Origin of the sequence: Pseudomonas sp. TMW22091 (assembly GCF_022496705.1) — a bacterium.
Taxonomy (GTDB): domain Bacteria; phylum Pseudomonadota; class Gammaproteobacteria; order Pseudomonadales; family Pseudomonadaceae; genus Aquipseudomonas; species Aquipseudomonas saxonica.
In genome coordinates, this window is the sequence record NZ_SCFI01000009.1 from 140,467 (window position 1) to 159,558 (window position 19,092).

16 protein-coding genes are annotated in these 19,092 nt (G+C 55.5%); 12 read left to right on the plus strand and 4 right to left on the minus strand.

All coding sequences use genetic code 11. The features are described from left to right. Nucleotides 1-94: 94 nt before the first annotated feature. Entirely contained in the window at nt 95-1,789 is a 1,695-nt protein-coding gene (locus EQV93_RS17200) for a lactate permease LctP family transporter (protein WP_146386995.1), read from the minus strand. A 261-nt stretch (nt 1,790-2,050) separates the two neighbouring features. Here EQV93_RS17200 and EQV93_RS17205 point away from each other — a divergent pair, with 261 nt between their 5' ends. Then, nucleotides 2,051-2,818 (plus strand): GntR family transcriptional regulator, encoded by a 768-nt coding sequence (locus EQV93_RS17205; protein WP_122783724.1) that lies wholly within the window; start codon nt 2,051-2,053, stop codon nt 2,816-2,818. A gap of 124 nt (nt 2,819-2,942) precedes the next feature. Here the strand turns inward: EQV93_RS17205 and smpB are convergent, their stop codons facing one another. Then, the gene (gene smpB / locus EQV93_RS17210; protein WP_048365986.1) at nt 2,943-3,425 is read right to left on the minus strand and encodes an SsrA-binding protein SmpB; all 483 of its coding nucleotides are present in this window, start codon (nt 3,423-3,425) and stop codon (nt 2,943-2,945) included. A gap of 140 nt (nt 3,426-3,565) precedes the next feature. Here smpB and EQV93_RS17215 point away from each other — a divergent pair, with 140 nt between their 5' ends. Genes EQV93_RS17215 through EQV93_RS17225 form a run of 3 tightly spaced genes read left to right on the plus strand, consistent with a single transcriptional unit; the run spans nt 3,566 to nt 5,721 of the window. Continuing rightward, a complete protein-coding gene (locus EQV93_RS17215; RefSeq protein ID WP_122783723.1) occupies nt 3,566-4,969 on the plus strand; it encodes a sodium-dependent transporter in 1,404 nt (467 codons plus the stop codon). Nucleotides 4,970-4,976: 7 nt separating this feature from the next. Then, the gene (locus tag EQV93_RS17220; protein ID WP_122783722.1) at nt 4,977-5,411 is read left to right on the plus strand and encodes a type II toxin-antitoxin system RatA family toxin; all 435 of its coding nucleotides are present in this window, start codon (nt 4,977-4,979) and stop codon (nt 5,409-5,411) included. Next, nucleotides 5,404-5,721, plus strand: a complete 318-nt coding sequence (locus EQV93_RS17225; protein WP_146387000.1) for an RnfH family protein — start codon at nt 5,404-5,406, stop codon at nt 5,719-5,721. Before EQV93_RS17220 ends, EQV93_RS17225 begins: the two co-directional genes overlap by 8 nt. 57 nt (nt 5,722-5,778) lie before the next feature. Here EQV93_RS17225 and EQV93_RS17230 read toward each other — a convergent pair whose 3' ends face one another. Continuing rightward, complete coding sequence (locus EQV93_RS17230; RefSeq protein WP_146387002.1) at nt 5,779-6,312, minus strand: outer membrane protein assembly factor BamE; 534 nt, start codon at nt 6,310-6,312, stop codon at nt 5,779-5,781. 98 nt (nt 6,313-6,410) lie between these two features. Here EQV93_RS17230 and fur point away from each other — a divergent pair, with 98 nt between their 5' ends. Then, on the plus strand, nt 6,411-6,824 hold the full coding sequence (fur, locus tag EQV93_RS17235) for a ferric iron uptake transcriptional regulator (protein ID WP_122783720.1): 414 nt from the start codon (nt 6,411-6,413) through the stop codon (nt 6,822-6,824). A gap of 96 nt (nt 6,825-6,920) precedes the next feature. Here fur and recN read toward each other — a convergent pair whose 3' ends face one another. Next, the gene (gene recN / locus EQV93_RS17240; protein ID WP_240892037.1) at nt 6,921-8,603 is read right to left on the minus strand and encodes a DNA repair protein RecN; all 1,683 of its coding nucleotides are present in this window, start codon (nt 8,601-8,603) and stop codon (nt 6,921-6,923) included. Nucleotides 8,604-8,854: 251 nt separating this feature from the next. Between recN and grpE the strand changes: the two genes are divergently transcribed. The 7 genes from grpE to greA all read left to right on the plus strand — a co-directional run bounded on the left by grpE (nt 8,855) and on the right by greA (nt 18,904). Next, nucleotides 8,855-9,421: a nucleotide exchange factor GrpE gene (gene grpE, locus EQV93_RS17245; RefSeq protein ID WP_122783718.1), complete on the plus strand. Its 567-nt coding sequence runs from the start codon at nt 8,855-8,857 to the stop codon at nt 9,419-9,421. Between the two features lie 100 nt (nt 9,422-9,521). Beyond that, nucleotides 9,522-11,438: a molecular chaperone DnaK gene (dnaK, locus tag EQV93_RS17250; RefSeq protein WP_122783717.1), complete on the plus strand. Its 1,917-nt coding sequence runs from the start codon at nt 9,522-9,524 to the stop codon at nt 11,436-11,438. Between the two features lie 320 nt (nt 11,439-11,758). Continuing rightward, complete coding sequence (gene dnaJ, locus EQV93_RS17255) at nt 11,759-12,883, plus strand: molecular chaperone DnaJ (RefSeq protein WP_122783716.1); 1,125 nt, start codon at nt 11,759-11,761, stop codon at nt 12,881-12,883. A gap of 10 nt (nt 12,884-12,893) precedes the next feature. Continuing rightward, nucleotides 12,894-13,700, plus strand: a complete 807-nt coding sequence (gene dapB, locus EQV93_RS17260) for a 4-hydroxy-tetrahydrodipicolinate reductase (protein ID WP_240892038.1) — start codon at nt 12,894-12,896, stop codon at nt 13,698-13,700. A 260-nt stretch (nt 13,701-13,960) separates the two neighbouring features. Beyond that, nucleotides 13,961-15,097: a glutamine-hydrolyzing carbamoyl-phosphate synthase small subunit gene (gene carA, locus EQV93_RS17265; protein ID WP_122783714.1), complete on the plus strand. Its 1,137-nt coding sequence runs from the start codon at nt 13,961-13,963 to the stop codon at nt 15,095-15,097. Between the two features lie 112 nt (nt 15,098-15,209). Next, on the plus strand, nt 15,210-18,431 hold the full coding sequence (gene carB / locus EQV93_RS17270) for a carbamoyl-phosphate synthase large subunit (RefSeq protein ID WP_146387007.1): 3,222 nt from the start codon (nt 15,210-15,212) through the stop codon (nt 18,429-18,431). Then, a complete protein-coding gene (gene greA / locus EQV93_RS17275; RefSeq protein ID WP_122783712.1) occupies nt 18,428-18,904 on the plus strand; it encodes a transcription elongation factor GreA in 477 nt (158 codons plus the stop codon). Before carB ends, greA begins: the two co-directional genes overlap by 4 nt. The last annotated feature ends 188 nt before the right edge of the window (nt 18,905-19,092 follow it).

Sequence of the window (19,092 nt, forward strand, 5' to 3'; positions counted from 1 at the left end):
CCCGGTTATATGTCCACTTAAGTGGACCGGGTCGTGAATTACAGGTGCCGGGGAGAGCCCCGGCACCCTTAACGTGCAGTAACCATAGTCCTTATCAGTGCACCAGCATGCCGGTAAACCAATAGGCTTGGGCCAAGGTGATCAGGCCGACGATGGTGGCGAAGAACAGGCTGTGTTTGAGGGTGAAGCGGAACAGGTCGGATTCTTTGCCCACCAGGCCTGTGGCCGCACAGGCCACGGCGATGGATTGCGGAGAAATCATCTTGCCGGTCACGCCGCCGCTGGTGTTGGCGGCCACCATCAGGGTGTCGCTAACGCCGATCTGGTGCGCGGTGGTGGCTTGCAACGAACTGAACAGGGCGTTGGATGAAGTGTCCGAGCCGGTCAGGAATACGCCCAGCCAGCCGAGGAACGGCGAGAAGAACGGGAACGCCGCGCCAGTACCCGCCAACACCAGTGCCATGGTCGAGGACATGCCGGAGTAGTTGGTGACGAAAGCAAAGGCCAGCACCATGCCGATGGACAGGATCGGCCAGCGCAGTTCGTAGAAAGTCTCTTTCAAAGTGGTCAGACCGGTTTTGAAGTCGATTTTCAGGATCATCATCGAGATCAGCGCCGAGAAGAAAATCGCGGTGCCGGTGGCCGAAATGGGATCAAGCTTGAACACGGCCGCAATGGCGGTGGGTGCGTTGACGATCGGCGCAGTCTTGATCACCAGTTGGTCCAGGTGCGGGATGGCAAAGTTGAATACCCAGCCGTACATCGAGCCACCGGGTGAGAACAGAGCCTTGAACGGTTTTAGGGTCCAGATGGTGACCAGTACGGTCAAGATCAGGAACGGTGACCAGGCTTTGAGGATCTGCATCAGGCTGTAAGGCGATGCCATCAGGTTGCTCGGTTTGCCGAAGCCTCCTGCGCTGGCGGTCACGATAACGTCAGAGCTGACGCCAGCAATCTGGGCGCCTGCGGTGCGTTTTGGCTGCCAGACTTTCAGGAACAGGGTCAGGCAGATCAGGCTGGCGAGGGCCGAGGTGATGTCTGGCAGTTCAGGCCCAATGTAGTTCGAGGTGAAGTATTGAGTGACGGCAAAGCTCAAGCCCGCCACCAGCGCTGCGGGCCAGGTTTCACGCACGCCGCGCAGGCCGTCCATCATGAAGACCAGCCAGAACGGCACGAACAATGACAACAGCGGCAGTTGGCGCCCGGCCATTGCACCGATTTTGAATGCGTCGATGCCGGTCACTTGGCCTGCCACGATGATCGGGATGCCCAGGGCACCAAAGGCAACCGGGGCGGTGTTGGCGATCAAACAAAGGCCCGCGGCGTACAACGGGTTGAAACCCAGACCCACGAGCAGTGCGGCAGTGATGGCCACAGGCGCGCCGAAACCGGCTGCACCTTCAAGGAATGCACCGAAGCAGAAGCCAATCAGCAGCACTTGCAGGCGTTGGTCGTCAGTGATCGACAGTACCGAGCTGCGAATAATTTCAAACTGGCCACTTTTCACGGTCAATTTGTAGAGGAACACCGCGGCCACAATGATCCATGCAATGGGCCAGAGGCCGTAGGCAAATCCATAGCCCGCTGCTGCGATGGCCATGTCGACAGGCATCTGGAAGGCAAAGATGGCCACCAAAATCGACAGGGCAAGGGTAATGCTGCCGGCCACATGTCCTTTGAGACGGAACACGGCCAGAGCCAGGAAGAAGAACACAATCGGAATGACGGCCGCGAGTGCGGACCAGCCAAGACTGCCGAGCGGACTATAGAGCTGTTGCCAGGTTTGCATATGGGGTGGCCCCTAATTGTTATTGGTCGATGCCATCAGTGCTATTGGATAATTGGTAATACCAATTTACAATCACTGTTCGCTAGGTTAGAAGCCTCGTGTGGTGTGTGTCAATTTGCCGCTGCTAAATCTTTCGTCTGGTTGTTCGTTGTTGGAGCATCTGATGCGGTGTTGGGCGGTGTTTCTGATGCGTGTATACGACGCGGCAATAGGCGAGAATAGCGCCCCCTCGGCGCATGGTCGGGTTGATGGAGAGCAGTTATGGGGTTTGATCAAGTCCGTCAGCGCCGCTTGTCGGACGATATTGTCGAGCAGCTTGAGGGAATGATCCTTGAGGGCACGTTGAAGTCTGGCGAGCGTTTGCCAGCAGAGCGTGCGTTGGCGGAACAATTCGGTGTGTCACGGCCGTCATTGCGTGAGGCCATTCAAAAGCTGGCGGCCAAAGGCCTGCTGGTCAGTCGCCAGGGCGGGGGCAATTATGTAGCGACTTCGCTGGGTTCGACGTTCAGTGACCCGTTGCTGCAACTGCTCGAAAGCAACCCTGAAGCGCAACGTGATCTGCTTGAATTCCGTCATACGCTGGAGGCGTCCTGCGCGTATTACGCAGCGTTGCGCGCCACGGAGATGGATCGCGAGCGTTTGCGCCTGGCGTTCGAGCGCTTGCAGGATTGTTATGCACGGGTGGATGAGGTGAGCCGGGCCGAGGAGGGCGAGGCAGATGCCAGCTTTCACTTGGCCATTGCCGAGGCCAGTCATAACGCCGTATTGCTGCACACGATTCGCGGGCTATTTGATTTGCTCAAGCGCAACGTGGTGACCAATATCGGCGGCATGTACAAACAACGCAGCGAAACGCGCGACATGCTGATCAGTCAGCATCGCGAGTTGTATCTGGCCATTATCGAAGGGCGTGCAGAAGACGCGCGCGAAGTGGCGAGTCGACATTTAATGTATGTGCAGGAAGTATTGGAAGAGGTGCGTCAGGAGGTGCAACGCATGGCGCGGGCAGAGCGGCGTAATGGGTTGTGAATTCTTTTGTAGCCGCTGCCGCAGGCTGCGATAAACCCCGAAGGGGTTTTTGGTATCACAGACGGCAGCTGCTGCGCAGCCGATCGCAGCCTGCGGCAGCGGCTACAAGAGCATAGGGCTTGGGTTAGTCTTCCTTGCCCTTGTTGCGCACCGCGCGTTGTAGCTCGCGATCGGAATCACGTTCGCGCTCGGTATGGCGCTTGTCGTATTCCTTCTTGCCTTTACCCAGGGCAATTTCGCACTTGATCAAGTGCTTGCTCCAGTAAATAGAAAGGCAAACGCAGGCGTAACCCTTTTGTTGCACCGCTGCAAACAGCTTCTCAAGCTCGCGCTTGTTAAGCAGCAGTTTGCGACTGCGCGTAGGGTCGGCGATAACGTGGGTGCTGGCGGTCGTCAGGGGGGCAATATGGCTGCCGAGCAACCATGCTTCGCCGTCCTTGAGTAGCACGTAGCTGTCGACCAGCTGTGCCTTGCCTGCACGCAGACTTTTTACTTCCCAGCCGGCCAGGACCAGACCAGCCTCGAACCGATGTTCGATGAAGTAATCGTGTCGCGCTTTTTTATTCTGCGCGATGGTCCCTGTGGGGTGTTTCTTCTGTTTAGCCATAGGGCCGGCATTATAGGCAGTTGCGAGCGTGTCGGCTACGGTCATGCAACGAGTTTACGTGTGCGGGACAGCGCGCTTGAGCCGGTAGGGTGATTCCCGGACAATGCGCCCTCTTTTTTTAGTGGTTGGGCGTAGTAACGATGTCGACAGACAAGGTTTCTGTCCACGGCAGTTGGGCAAGCCGTTGGGTCTTTATTCTCGCTGCGACCGGTTCCGCCGTGGGTTTGGGCAGTATCTGGAAATTCCCTTACATGGTTGGCGTCTATGGTGGCGGCGCTTTCGTGTTGGTGTTTTTGGCCTGCATCGCGCTGATTGGTGTGCCGGTCATGCTGGCCGAAACCCTGATGGGTCGGCGGGCGCGGCTAAGCCCAGCGAATGCCTTGAAAGTGCTGGCGGTCGAAGCCGGGCACTCGGCGCGTTGGTCGTGGGGCGCATTTGCCGGGATGATCACGGCATTGCTGATTTTGTCTTTCTATAGCGTGGTTGGCGGCTGGTCGCTCGATTACATCATCAATATGGGCAAGGGCGATTTTCAGGGCGCTACGGCAGATCAGGTCGGTGCTTACTTCGGGGGTGTGATCGCTGACCCGTGGCGTCTGACGTTCTGGCACACGGCTTTTATGCTGCTCTCGGCCTATGTGATTGCCAAAGGGGTGGTGGCGGGGCTTGAGCGCAGTCTGCGGATCATGATGCCTATTCTGTTTGTGCTGCTGCTGGTGTTGCTGGGTTACAGCATGACCACGGGGCATTTTATGGAAGGCGTGCATTTCATGTTCGACTTCAACCCTGATCGGGTGCTCGATGGCTTACTGGCAGCGATGGGGCATGCGTTCTTTTCTCTGAGCGTGGGCGTTGGATCGATCATGATCTATGGTGCGTATATGCCCAAGAACGCCTCAATCTCCGGGACTGTGGTCGGTGTGGCGTTGATCGATACGTTTGTCTCATTGCTCGCCGGGTTGGCATTGTTTCCAATTGTATTTGCTTCGGGATTGAACCCCAGCGAAGGGCCGGGTCTGATGTTTGTGACCTTGCCGTTTGCCTTTGGCAATGTGGCGTTCGGGCAGCTGATGGGCGTGGTGTTCTTTGTGTTGGTGGCCGTAGCGGCCTGGAGCTCGGCGATTTCATTGCTTGAGCCGATGGTGGCTTATCTGGTTGAGCGAACCAAGGTCCGACGCCTGTGGGTGACGTTCTGGTTGGCGTTCAGTTGCTGGTTTGTGGGGCTGGGCACGGTGTTTTCCTTCAATATCTGGAAACAAGCCAAGTTCTTTGTGAGTGAAGACTCAGGTTTTCACCTATATCAGTGGGGCGCTGCGAGCGGTCTCGACTTCTTTGGTGTCGTTGATTTCTTCACCTCGCGTATCATGTTGCCTTTGGGCGGGCTGTGCTTTGTGGTCTTTGCAGGCTGGATCATGGGGCGTGGTGCGGTACGCGACGAATTGTCGATGCGTAGCCCGGTGCTGTTCGCCTTGACACTTTTTTTGATGCGCTATGTGGCGCCACTCGGCATTCTGATTGTGTTTGCCGCCCAGCTGTGGAAATAACGCTGACATGACTACCCATATCCAACGCTCTGCTTTGCTGCCTTATCCGGCGCAAGCGCTTTATGACCTGGTTAACGATGTTGAGCATTACCCGGACTTTCTGCCGTGGTGTTCCTCCGTCGAGCTGATCGAAAAGTCCGATGTGCTGATGCGTGCCAGTCTGGGCGTGGCCAAGGCTGGGCTGAGCCAGCACTTTGTGACGCGCAACACCCTGGTGCCGGGGCAGTCGATTGAAATGAACCTGGAAGAGGGGCCTTTCAAACAATTGCATGGTCTTTGGGTGTTCAAACCTTTGGGTGAGAAGGCCTGCAAGATAAGCCTGGACATGACCTTCGATTACGCCGGGCCGCTGGTCAAGGCGACCTTGGGGCCTTTGTTCAATCAGGCAGCCAATACGTTAGTGGATGCTTTTTGCCAGCGCGCCAAGCAGCTTTATGGTTGAGTCGTTGATTGACGTCGAAGTGGTGTATGCGGCGATTGATCGGCAGCGCTTGCTGGCATTTTCGGTTGCGCAGGGTACAAGCGTGCGCGCTGCGCTGCTGGCTTCTGGCATTGGAAAGGAGTTCCCTGAGCTTGATCTGACAAGCTGCCCTGTGGGGATCTTTGGCAAGCAGGTGGCAGACCCGCAATACCGAGTGTTGCAGGCGGGGGAGCGCATCGAGATTTACCGGCCGCTGTTGGCAGACCCTAAAGAGATACGTCGTCAGCGCGCTGCTAAAGCGGCCGAGGCCAAGCGTCAGAGTCAGGTGTAACAGCGTTATCGCAGACAACAAAAAGCCCGGCATGCCGGGCTTTTTTGTACCGGACGATTATTGGTCGTCGGTATCCAGAGGCTCTGGAGTCGGAACGGGGACCGTTTCGACGCCGTCGACGTCCTTCTGGATTTGATCGAGCAGTGAACCCGGCTTGGCGGGTACGTCGCTCTTCTCTTCAGCTGGAGCGTCAGGCGCTGCCGGCTCAACCACGTTAGTGGCGCCGTCCTTGCCGAGAATGGCTTCATCGCGGCTTACGCCTGGCTTGAAGTCGCCAGACAAGCTAACGAGCTGGTCATTTTCGTTGAAGAACACACTGATGCGTTCTTGTTGGCGCTGGCCGCCGCCGGGCTGCAGGCTATACAAATAGTCCCAGCGGTCAGGGTGGAATGTATCGGTCAGCAGGGCGTTGCCCATAATAAACCGCACTTGCCGACGGGTCATTCCCGGGCGTAACTGGTTTATCATGTCCTGCGTGACGACATTGCCCTGTTGGATGTCGATTTTGTAAACCCCGGGGAATGAACAACCGGCGAGTGCGAGCAGTCCCACAAAGGTGAAACTGGTTAGCAAGAGCTTGGTGTTTTGCATCGGTGGGCGACTTCCACTATCTTGGCTGGGACAACGTAAACGCCGATCATACCCGTATTAATAGAAGCTGCGAAGCGGCTTCCGCGAGAAAGCTAACCATGGTTGAAAATAGCGAACTCCGTAAAGCCGGACTGAAGGTGACTCTGCCACGAGTCAAAATCCTGCAAATGCTTGACTCTGCCGAGCAGCGTCACATGAGCGCCGAGGATGTTTACAAGGCACTTATGACCGCGGGTGAGGATGTGGGGCTGGCCACGGTTTACCGTGTACTGACTCAGTTTGAGTCCGCAGGGCTGGTGATCCGCCACAATTTTGATGGTGGTCATGCAGTCTTCGAATTGGCCGATGCCGACGGTGGCCACCATGATCACATGGTCAATGTGGACAGCGGTGAAGTGATCGAATTTTTCGACGAAGACATCGAAAAACTGCAGCACGCCATCGCTGCAAAACACGGTGTTGAGCTGGTGGATCACAATCTTGTTTTGTACGTGCGCAAGCAAACAAAATAAGTCTGTAGCGCGAATTTCTGGTTCGCGAAACCAACAAAGGCGACCCAAGGGTCGCCTTTGTGCTGTCTGAATGACGGCTTTTTCTACCGTTCGTCGCTAAGCTGCAAGAATTTTCGCAGTAACCACCATTTTCTTTGCGTGCGCCAACGATTCTTTGGTCAGATCGATGCCGCCAAGCATGCGTGCAACTTCTTCTATGCGCTCTTTCTTGCTCAGTTTCGATACGGCAGTGCGAGTGGTGTCGCTCTCGCGAACCTTGTGCACAAATAGATGCTGATGGCATTGCGCAGCCACTTGCGGCAAATGGGTGACTGTCAGTACCTGGCCGCGTTCGCCGAGACGGCGTAACAGTTGGCCGACGATTTCAGCAGTAGGACCGCCAATGCCGACGTCGACCTCGTCAAATACCAGGGTAGGCACCCGTGAGGTTTGCGCGGTGATGACCTGGATGGCCAGGCTGATGCGTGACAGCTCGCCACCTGACGCTACTTTCGCCAACGCTTTAAGGGGTTGGCCTGGGTTGGCGCTTACCAGTAGCTCTACGTGCTCCAGCCCGTGTGGCATCGGGTCAATGCTGGCTTGTGGGCGCAGCTCGATCAAAAAGCGCCCGCCGGGCATGCCCAAGCGCTGTATTTCTTCTTCTACGGCACTGCTCAGGCGCGATGCTGCCTGAGCACGCAGGCTGCTGAGTTCGCGTGCACATTCCTGATAGTGGCGTGTATAGGCTGCCAGCTCGTGGGTCAGGCGTTCGATGGATTCGTCGTTGGCATTGAGGCTTTCGAGCTCATCCAGCAGTCTTTGCTGCAGCGCAGGAACGTCACTTGGCTGTACACGATGTTTGCGCGCGAGTGTATAGATGGTGTCCAGACGTTCTTCCAGGTACTGCAGGCGGCCCGGGTCAGCATCAAAGTGATCAAGAAATCGGTTGAGTTCGCCTACGGCTTCTTCAACCTGTATTTGTGCACTGGCCAGCAGGTCGGTTGCTTCGCTCAGAGATCCGGAGCTGTTGTTGATGCTTGAAAGTCGGTTCAGGCTGACCGTCAATGCATTAAGGACGTTGCCGGAGTCGTTTTCGCTGCACTGTTCAACCACTTGGCGGCAGATCGTGAGCAAGGTTTCGGCATTGGTCAGGTTTTTGTGTTCCTGCTCCAGTTCATCCAGTTCGTTTTCGCCCAGCGACAGCGTTTCGAGCTCTTCAAGCTGGTAGCTCAGTAACTGATGACGTGCGCGTTGTTCATCGCCGGAGTTGGAGAGGTGTTCGAGTTCTTGCCGCGCCTGGCGCCACCTTTGTGCAGCCAGTTGAACCTGGCGGGACAGGTCGGTGGCACCCGCGTATTCGTCCAGCAGGCGACGGTGGGTGTCCGGTTTTAGCAGCGACTGGTGCTCATGCTGGCTGTGGATATCAATCAGCAACTCGCCCAAGGCTTTGAGGTCGCCTTGTGGGCAGGGCGTGCCATTGATGTAGCTGCGTGAGCGCCCTTCAGTCGTGATAACACGACGCAAAATGCACGGGCCATCCGTTTCGAGGTCGCGCTCAGCGAGCCAGGCACGTGCTTCGGGAATGTCTTGGAGGTCGAAGGTGGCAAGAATGTCGGCTTTATCGGCGCCTGGACGAACTACACCGCTATCGGCTCGGTCTCCCAAGGTGAGGCCCAGCGCATCAAGCATGATCGATTTTCCTGCACCGGTCTCGCCAGTGATTACACTCATCCCGCGATCCAGTTCAAGATCGAGATGTTCAACGATGGCGTAGTTATGAACGGACAGGTGCACCAGCATAGGAGCTGCTCCAAAACGTAATGTCTGGTTATTTATACAGTGTTTTGTTTCGTGCTGACAATGGCTGTCGTTAGTACGATTTGCTTTGTTTTTCTGAATTTTTAGCGCGTTTTGATTTTTTTGCGGGATTTGGGGCAGGACAAAGACGCACTGTTAGTGCGTTGTGGCTCTTGAACCTGAAAATTGCGACCCCATATACCTTGGCAGAAGCGCGAGTCGAGCTCGCGGACAAAGTTTGAAAGGAGAAATCTATGGCAGACGAACAGACTATGGATACGCAAAACCAAGAAGCAAATCAGGCCGCCGATGCCGCTGGCGAAGATCTGGTCGCTCGCGTGCAGTCGCTTGAAGAGCAACTGGCCGCAGCTCATGATCAGGCTTTGCGTGTTGCTGCTGATCTGCAGAACGTTCGCCGCCGCGCTGAACAGGACGTCGAGAAAGCACACAAATTCGCATTGGAAAAGTTTGCTGGCGATCTCTTGCCGGTAATTGACAGTCTTGAGCGTGGTCTTGAGCTGTCCAGCCCGGATGACGAGAACATTCGCCCAATGCGCGAAGGGATTGAGCTGACACTGAAAATGTTCCAGGACACCCTGAAGCGTTATCAGCTGGAAGCGATTGATCCGCACGGCGAACCCTTTAATGCCGAGCATCATCAAGCTATGGCCATGCAGGAAAGCGCTGACCTGGAGCCAAACAGTGTGCTCAAGGTGTTTCAAAAGGGCTATCAGCTCAATGGTCGCTTGCTGCGCCCGGCTATGGTCGTAGTCAGCAAGGCGCCAGCGCCGGTTTCGCCATCGATTGACGAGCAGGCTTGAAATCGGCCGCAAGGCCCCCATTTAGAAGTCAAGCGTTAAGCAGTGCCGCAGTTGGTCATTACTGCTGCGGCAAAAAAATTCAAATTTAGGGAGAGTAAACATGGGCAAAATTATCGGTATTGACCTCGGGACCACTAACTCGTGTGTTTCGGTTCTGGAAAACGGTAAAGCAAAAGTTATCGAAAACGCAGAAGGCGCGCGTACTACGCCGTCGATCGTTGCGTATGCCAATGATGGCGAAATTCTGGTTGGCCAATCGGCCAAGCGTCAGGCAGTGACCAATCCGCATAACACCCTGTACGCGGTGAAGCGTTTGATCGGTCGTCGTTTTGACGAAGAAGTTGTACAGAAAGACATTCAGATGGTGCCTTACAAAATCGTCAAGGCTGACAATGGCGACGCATGGGTTGAAGTGAACGGCCAGAAAATGGCTCCGCCACAAATCTCGGCTGAAATTCTGAAGAAAATGAAGAAAACCGCCGAAGATTACCTCGGCGAGGCAGTGACTGAAGCGGTTATTACCGTTCCGGCCTACTTCAACGACAGCCAGCGTCAGGCGACTAAAGACGCCGGCCGTATCGCGGGTCTGGACGTAAAACGCATCATCAACGAACCAACCGCTGCTGCTCTGGCTTACGGTATGGACAAGGCGAAAGGCGACCACACTGTCATCGTTTATGACTTGGGTGGCGGTACTTTCGACGTGTCGGTCATTGAAATTGCCGAAGTGGATGGCGAGCATCAGTTTGAAGTGCTGGCAACCAACGGTGACACGTTCCTGGGTGGTGAAGACTTCGATATCCGTCTGATCGACTACCTGGTTGACGAGTTCAAGAAAGAAAGCGGCATGAACCTTAAAGGTGATCCGCTGGCCATGCAGCGTCTGAAAGAAGCTGCTGAAAAAGCCAAAATCGAACTGTCTTCGAGCCAGTCGACTGACGTGAATCTGCCTTACATCACTGCAGATGCCACTGGTCCTAAGCACTTGAACGTGAAAATTTCGCGCGCCAAGCTGGAATCGCTGGTTGAAGACCTGGTTCAACGCACCATCGAACCTTGCCGTATCGCGTTGAAAGACGCCGGTATCGATGTGTCGAAAATCAACGACGTGATTCTGGTCGGTGGTCAGACTCGTATGCCACTGGTTCAAAAACTGGTGACTGAGTTCTTCGGTAAAGAAGCACGTAAAGACGTGAACCCGGACGAAGCTGTTGCAATGGGTGCTGCTATCCAGGGCGCGGTATTGGCCGGTGATGTTAAAGACGTTCTGCTGCTGGACGTGAGCCCGCTGACTCTGGGTATCGAAACCATGGGCGGTGTCATGACTGCTCTGATCGAGAAAAACACCACGATTCCTACCAAGAAATCGCAAGTGTTCTCGACCGCTGACGACAACCAGGGCGCTGTGACCATTCACGTGCTGCAAGGTGAGCGTAAGCAAGCAGCTCAGAACAAGTCGTTGGGCAAGTTCGACCTGGCTGACATTCCACCAGCTCCACGTGGCGTGCCTCAGATCGAAGTAACCTTTGACATCGACGCCAACGGTATCTTGAACGTGAGCGCGAAAGACAAGGCGACCGGCAAATCTCAGTCGATCGTGATCAAGGCCAACTCCGGTCTGTCCGAGGAAGAAATTGCTCAGATGGTTCGCGACGCCGAGATCAACGCTGAGGAAGACCGCAAGTTCGAAGAACTGGCAGCTGCCCGTAACCAGGGTGACGCACTGGTTCACTCGACTCGCAAAATGGTCGCCGATGCTGGTGACAAGGTGACTGAGGAAGAGAAAGCTGCAATCGAAGCTGCAGTGGTTGCTCTTGAAGCTGCTGTAAAAGGCGACGACAAAGCGGCTATCGAAGCCAAGGTTGAAGAGCTGTCCAAAGTGTCTGCTCCAGTTGCTCAGAAGATGTACGCTGAGCAAGCAAACCCTGCAGACGCAGCGGCCAAGCCAGCTGATTCGGCTGAAAAAGCTGACGACGTTGTCGATGCTGAGTTTGAAGAAGTAAAAGACAACAAGTAATTAGCTTGTTTGTCGCCCGGTTGACCGCGCGCTTGCGGTGACTGGTAGGATGTCGCCGCGCGGGAGCTTGCTCCCGCGTTGGCGTGTCTGGAGTAGAGGAATTTTTACAGCATGCGACAAGGTCGGATGCTGGCGGTTGGGCTTGGAGGTTTTTATGTTCCGCCCGCACGAAACCGCTCCTGTCAGCCAATGCATTGGCTGTTAATCAGAAACCAATATCGTTGAAAAAGACGTGAGTCGAGTCTGGTCTCTATCGGATTTGGCGGGTTTGGTGAGGCTCGGGAGGGTTTTGCCGAACGTCCTTGAGAGTGCAAAGAATTATGGCAAAGCGCGATTATTACGAAATTTTGGGTGTCGAGCGTACTTCCACTGAGGTGGAGTTGAAGAAGGCATACCGACGTCTGGCAATGAAGCATCACCCGGACCGTAATCCGGATGACAAGGCTTCAGAAGAGCTGTTCAAAGAAGCGAACGAAGCTTACGAAGTCCTGTCGGACTCCAGCAAACGTGCTGCCTATGATCAATACGGGCATGCCGGTGTCGACCCGCAAATGGGTGGCGGCGGTGCTGGGTTTGGTGGGCAAAACTTCTCCGACATCTTTGGTGATGTCTTCAGTGATTTCTTTGGCGGTGGTCGTGGCGGCTCCCGGGGCGGCGCTCAGCGTGGTAGCGATTTGCGCTATACGCTTGAGCTGGACCTGGAAGAGGCTGTGCGCGGTACCACGGTCAATATTCGTGTTCCTACGCTGGTTAATTGCAAGCCGTGTGACGGTTCTGGCGCCAAGAAGGGTTCTTCGCCTGTTACCTGTACGACCTGTGGCGGTATTGGCCAGGTGCGTATGCAGCAGGGTTTCTTTGCGGTTCAGCAAACGTGTCCGCGCTGCCATGGTCAGGGTAAGATCATTTCTGATCCGTGCGACAGCTGCCGTGGTGAAGGTCGCGTAGAAGAGTACAAAACCCTTTCGGTGAAAGTGCCTGCGGGTGTTGATACCGGCGATCGCATTCGTCTGTCGGGTGAAGGCGAGGCTGGCGTACAGGGTGGTCCTGCGGGCGATCTGTACGTGGTTATCGAGGTGCGTGAGCACGCGATTTTCCAGCGCGACGGCAAGCATCTGTTCTGTGAAGTGCCTATCAATTTTGCTGATGCGGCGCTGGGTGCAGAGCTTGAAGTCCCGACGCTTGACGGTCGAGTCAAGTTGAAAGTGCCTGAGGGCACTCAGAGCGGTAAACAGTTCCGTATTCGCGGCAAGGGCGTTGCCCCTGTGCGGGGTGGTGGTGCTGGTGATCTGATGTGTCGTGTGGTTGTTGAAACGCCGGTGAAGTTGAGCCGACGTCAGCGTGAGCTGATGGAAGAGTTTCGCTCCACGCTGGAAGGTGACAGCAGTCACTCGCCTAACGCAACAGGCTGGTTCGAAGGCGTGAAGCGCTTCTTCGGCGACTTATAAGGGGCGGGACATGCGACGTATAGCTGTTATGGGTGCTGCCGGGCGCATGGGTAAAACCCTGATTGATGCGGTGCAGCAGCGTTCGCCGCTGTGCGGCCTGACCGCTGCGATTGTTCGTCCGGGCAGCTCGTTGATCGGTGCAGATGCCGGTGAATTGGTATCCCTGGGTCGTCTTGGTGTTGCGCTGTCGGCTAATTTGCAGACGGTTGCGGATGACTTCGATGTATTGATCGACTTCACGCTTCCTGACGTTATGCTGAAAAACCTTGAGATTTGCCGTCAGTCTGGCAAGGCCATGGTGATTGGTACGACAGGGTTGAGTCCGTTGCAAAAGCAATTGCTCGCCGAGGCGGGCAAAGACATTCCGATCGTTTTTGCTGCGAACTTCAGCGTAGGCGTAAATTTGTCGCTTAAGTTGCTGGATATGGCTGCTCGAGTGATGGGGGAGGATGCGGACATTGAAATCATCGAAGCGCACCACCGTCATAAAATCGATGCGCCTTCCGGTACTGCCCTGCGCATGGGTGAGGTAATTGCCGATGCGTTGGGGCGTGACCTGCAAAAGGTTGCGGTCTACGGTCGAGAAGGGCATACCGGCGCACGTGAGCGCGAGACTATCGGTTTTGCGACGGTTCGCGGTGGCGATGTAGTTGGAGATCACACGGTGCTGTTCGCCACTGAAGGTGAGCGCCTTGAGATTACCCACAAAGCGTCCAGCCGCATGACGTTCGCCAAGGGTGCGGTTCGCGCTGCGCTATGGTTGGAGGGCCGCGAGCCGGGCCTGTATGACATGCAGGATGTGCTCGAGCTGCGTTGAAATACCTCTGTAATATCGGGCTATTGCGCAATCAATAGCCCGTTTTTTAACCGCTAAGCGATGTCCTGTCGCATTCCTCAGCCTTTTCGGCTCTTTAGCGGTAGACCAAAAAAGCCTTTTTCTGTAAGCTACAGCTTTAGTGTGTCCACTAAAAGCGCGCAGAATTATTCAGTGAAGAAGCGGGGTGACGTGTCCATACGTCACTCCGCTTTTTTACAACCTGCGATCGCCCTTTCAGGCTTTATTTACGGGAGGTCTTCTTGACTAAGCAAGCCATACTCGCCCTCGCTGATGGCAGCATTTTTCGCGGCGAAGCCATTGGTGCCGACGGTCAAACCGTTGGTGAGGTGGTGTTTAACACCGCAATGACTGGCTACCAGGAGATCCTGACGGATCCTTCCTACGCTCAGCAAATCGTGACCCTGACTTACCCGCATGTCGGCAATACCGGTACTACACCGGAAGATGCCGAGTCTGATCGTGTTTGGTCCGCAGGTTTGGTGATCCGTGATCTGCCACTGGTTGCCAGCAACTGGCGTAACACAATGTCGTTGTCTGACTACCTGAAAGCCAACAATGTTGTGGCTATCGCCGGTATCGACACCCGTCGCCTGACACGCATTCTGCGTGAGAAAGGCGCACAAAACGGCTGCATCATGGCTGGCGACAACATTTCTGACGAAGCGGCCATTGCCGCTGCACGTGGTTTCCCTGGCCTCAAAGGCATGGACCTGGCGAAAGTCGTCACGACCGATAAAGCCTACGAGTGGCGTTCCAGCGTCTGGAACCTGGCGACCGACAGTCATCCGACTATCGAAGCCAGCGAGTTGCCTTACCACGTTGTGGCTTACGACTACGGCGTAAAGTGGAACATCCTGCGTATGCTGGTTGAGCGCGGCTGCCGCGTGACCGTGGTTCCGGCTCAGACGCCTGCCAGTGATGTACTGGCGCTGAATCCTGATGGCGTGTTCCTGTCCAACGGCCCGGGTGATCCTGAGCCTTGCGACTACGCAATCAAGGCGATTCAGGAAGTGCTGACTACCGAGATACCGGTGTTCGGTATTTGCTTGGGCCATCAGCTGCTGGCACTGGCTTCGGGCGCCAAGACTGTGAAAATGGGTCATGGCCACCATGGTGCTAACCACCCGGTTCAGGATCTGGACACCGGTGTTGTGATGATCACCAGCCAGAACCACGGTTTTGCGGTGGATGAAGCCACTTTGCCAGCCAATGTGCGTGCGATTCACAAGTCGCTGTTCGACGGCACCCTGCAGGGTATCGAACTGACCGACAAGAGCGCTTTCAGCTTCCAGGGTCACCCTGAAGCCAGCCCGGGCCCGAACGACGTAGCACCGCTGTTCGATCGCTTCATCAATGAGATGGCCAAGCGCCGCTGATCAATGCTGCGTTGCAGTTCGATGGTGGCCCCGAGCTTCGGTGGCCCCTCGGGCGCTTCAGCATCTTGATTGACAGCTTGCCGACTGACCTGCGGATTTGAGTGACAAACCCATGCCAAAACGTACAGACATTAAAAGCATCTTGATTCTCGGCGCTGGCCCGATCGTTATCGGCCAGGCCTGCGAATTCGACTACTCCGGCGCCCAGGCCTGCAAGGCTCTGCGTGAGGAGGGTTACCGCGTCATTCTGGTTAACTCCAACCCGGCCACCATCATGACCGACCCGGACATGGCCGACGCAACTTACATCGAGCCGATCAAGTGGCAGACCGTTGCCAAGATCATCGAAAAAGAGCGCCCAGACGCACTGTTGCCAACCATGGGTGGCCAGACTGCTCTGAACTGCGCACTGGATCTGGAGCGTGAAGGCGTTCTGGAGAAGTTTGGCGTAGAGATGATCGGTGCCAATGCCGACACCATCGACAAGGCTGAGGACCGTTCGCGTTTCGACAAAGCCATGAAGTCCATCGGCCTTGATTGCCCGCGTTCAGGTATCGCGCACAGCATGGAAGAGGCCAATGCGGTTCTCGAAAAGCTGGGCTTTCCATGCATCATTCGTCCTTCCTTCACCATGGGCGGCACCGGTGGCGGTATTGCTTACAACCGTGAAGAGTTCGAAGAGATTTGTTCCCGCGGTCTGGATTTGTCGCCCACCAAAGAGCTGTTGATCGACGAATCGCTGATTGGTTGGAAAGAGTACGAGATGGAGGTTGTCCGCGATAAGAAGGACAACTGCATCATCGTCTGCTCGATTGAAAACTTTGATCCGATGGGCGTGCATACAGGTGACTCGATCACCGTTGCGCCAGCGCAAACCCTGACGGACAAGGAATACCAGATCATGCGGAACGCCTCTTTGGCGGTGCTGCGTGAAATTGGCGTTGAAACGGGCGGTTCCAACGTTCAGTTCGGCATTTGCCCGAACACAGGCCGTATGGTCGTGATCGAGATGAACCCGCGTGTATCGCGTTCTTCAGCGCTGGCTTCCAAAGCCACCGGTTTCCCGATTGCGCGCATCGCTGCCAAGCTGGCCATCGGTTACACCCTGGATGAGTTGCAAAACGAAATCACCGGCGGTGCGATGCCGGCCTCGTTCGAGCCGTCCATCGACTACGTTGTGACCAAACTGCCACGTTTTGCTTTCGAGAAGTTCCCGAAAGCTGACGCGCGCCTGACGACTCAGATGAAGTCGGTGGGTGAAGTGATGGCTATCGGCCGGACCTTCCAGGAATCTCTGCAAAAAGCCCTTCGCGGTCTGGAAGTGGGCGTTAGCGGTCTGGATCCAAAGCTCGACCTGAGCAATCCGGAAAGCATGGCCGTGCTCAAGCGTGAGCTCACTGTTCCGGGCGCCGAGCGTATCTGGTACGTGGCTGATGCATTCCGCGCAGGCATGACTGTCGAAGATATCTTTGGCATGAACATGATCGATCCTTGGTTCTTGGTACAGATCGAAGATCTGATCAAGGATGAAGAAAAGATCAAGACGATGGCGCTGTCCTCGATTGATCGCGATGCGATGTATCGCCTTAAGCGCAAAGGCTTCTCGGATGCACGTCTGGCTGTACTGCTGGGTGTGACCGAGAAAAATCTGCGTCGCCATCGTCACAAGCTGGAAGTGTTCCCGGTTTACAAGCGTGTTGACACCTGCGCGGCCGAGTTCGCTACTGATACGGCTTACATGTACTCCACCTATGAGGAAGAGTGCGAATCCAACCCTTCGGATCGTGACAAGATCATGATTCTGGGTGGTGGCCCGAACCGTATCGGTCAAGGTATCGAGTTCGACTACTGCTGCGTTCACGCCGCTCTGGCGCTGCGTGCCGATGGTTACGAGACCATCATGGTCAACTGCAATCCGGAAACCGTTTCCACCGACTACGACACATCGGATCGTCTGTACTTTGAGTCGGTCACGTTGGAAGACGTGCTGGAAATCGTTCGTGTCGAGAAGCCAAAAGGCGTGATCGTTCAGTACGGCGGCCAAACCCCGCTGAAACTGGCTCGTGCTCTTGAAGAAGCTGGCGTGCCGATCATCGGTACCAGCCCGGATGCTATCGACCGTGCAGAAGACCGCGAGCGTTTCCAGCAGATGGTTGAACGCCTGAACCTGCGTCAGCCGCCAAACGCGACAGTGCGCAGCGAAGACGAAGCCATTCGCGCAGCCTCCAAAATCGGTTATCCGCTGGTGGTGCGTCCTTCCTACGTGTTGGGCGGTCGTGCGATGGAAATCGTTTACGAAGAAGAAGAGCTCAAGCGTTATCTGCGTGATGCGGTGAAAGTGTCCAATGACAGCCCGGTGCTGCTGGATCACTTCCTCAACTGCGCAATCGAAATGGACGTTGATGCAGTCTGCGACGGCACGGATGTAGTCATCGGCGCGATCATGCAGCATATCGAACAGGCCGGTGTTCACTCCGGTGACTCCGCGTGCTCGCTGCCGCCTTACTCTTTGCCGCTGCACATCCAGAATGAGATGCGCGAACAGGTCAAGAAAATGGCTCTGGAATTGGGCGTTGTCGGCCTGATGAACGTGCAACTTGCCCTGCAAGGCGAAGACATCTACGTCATTGAAGTGAACCCGCGTGCCTCGCGTACCGTTCCTTTCGTATCCAAGTGCATCGGTGTTTCTCTGGCAATGATCGCAGCACGCGTCATGGCTGGTAAAACCCTGAAGGAAATTGGTTTCACCAAAGAAATCATTCCTAACTTCTACAGTGTGAAAGAGGCGGTCTTCCCGTTCGCCAAATTCCCGGGTGTTGACCCGATTCTCGGCCCAGAGATGAAGTCCACCGGTGAAGTGATGGGCGTGGGCGATACCTTTGGTGAAGCATTTGCCAAGGCTCAAATGGGCGCTAGCGAAGTGCTGCCAACAGGCGGAACTGCGTTCATCAGCGTGCGTGACGACGACAAGCCTTTGGTGGCGGGTGTTGCCCGTGACCTGATCAATCTGGGCTTCGAAATCGTTTCGACGGTGGGCACTGCCAAGTTTATCGAGGCTGCCGGCCTTAAAGTCCGCCGCGTGAACAAGGTGACCGAAGGTCGTCCACACGTTGTCGACATGATCAAGAATGACGAAGTTAGCTTGATCATCAATACAACTGAGGGTCGTCAGTCGATTGCTGACTCTTACTCCATTCGCCGCAACGCGCTGCAGCACAAGATTTACTGCACAACGACCATTGCTGCTGGCGAAGCGATCTGTGAAGCGCTTAAATTCGGTCCTGAAAAAACCGTACGCAGCTTGCAGGATCTACACGCAGGATTGAAGGCATGATCAAATACCCAATGACAGTCCAGGGCGCCAAAGCCCTGGAAGAAGAGCACGCTCATCTGACCAAGGTTGTTCGACCGAAGCTGAGCCAGGACATCGGTACGGCCCGTGAATTGGGCGACCTGAAAGAAAACGCTGAATACCATGCTGCTCGTGAGCAGCAGGGTATGGTTGAGGCGCGTATTCGTGATATCGAGGGCCGCATGCAAAACGCGGTCATCATTGATGTCACGACTATTCCTCATACTGGCAAAGTGATTTTCGGCACTACGGTAGAAATTGCTAACGTTGAAACTGACGAAAGCGTGACGTACCAGATCGTGGGTGAGGATGAGGCCGACTTCAAACTTGGCAAAATCTCCGTGGGTTCGCCTCTTGCGCGCGCCTTGATTGCCAAGGAAGAAGGCGATGTAGTCGCGGTGAAAACACCGAGTGGTGTTATTGAGTACGAGATTGTCGAAGTGCGTCACATCTGAGTAAAGGCGCCCGCTTCGTGCGGGCGCACTGCTTTGGCGGCTGACCCGGTTGTCTCGGGTTGGCGGTCTTTATATGCTTCACACAGAATTGTTGGGCGCTGCTGGTCAAGACAGGCTGGCAGTGATGTTGGGCGAAATGTCAGGTCGTGTGTCTGAGTGTGTCGTGCAGCGAGTAGAGAGGGGATGTA